The 306-nt window shown below is 69.3% G+C and carries 1 protein-coding gene; it reads left to right on the plus strand.

All coding sequences use genetic code 11. The features are described from left to right. A partial coding sequence (locus IG05_RS0141435; protein WP_030349217.1) for a carboxymuconolactone decarboxylase family protein occupies window positions 1-306 on the plus strand: 306 nt, incomplete at both ends.

A 306-nucleotide genomic window follows, 5' to 3' on the forward strand; every position in this document is an offset into this window, starting at 1 on the left:
AAGATCCGCGCCTCGCAGCTCAACCACTGTGCCTTCTGCCTGGACATGCATCTCGCCGTCGCCCGCAAGCACGGGGTGAGCGAGCGGCAGCTGGATCTGCTCGCCGCCTGGGAGGAGACCGAGGACGTCTACGACGAGCGGGAGCGGGCCGCGCTCGCGCTGACCGAGGCGGTGACCGTGCTGACCGACGGTTTCGTGCCGGACGACGTCTACGAGCGGGCCGCCAAGCACTTCGAGGAGGCCGAGCTGGCGCAGCTGATCGCCGCGATCGCGGTGATCAACGCGTGGAACCGGTTCGGCGTGACC

Source organism: Streptomyces sp. NRRL S-1022, from assembly GCF_000720135.1.
Lineage (GTDB): Bacteria > Actinomycetota > Actinomycetes > Streptomycetales > Streptomycetaceae > Streptomyces.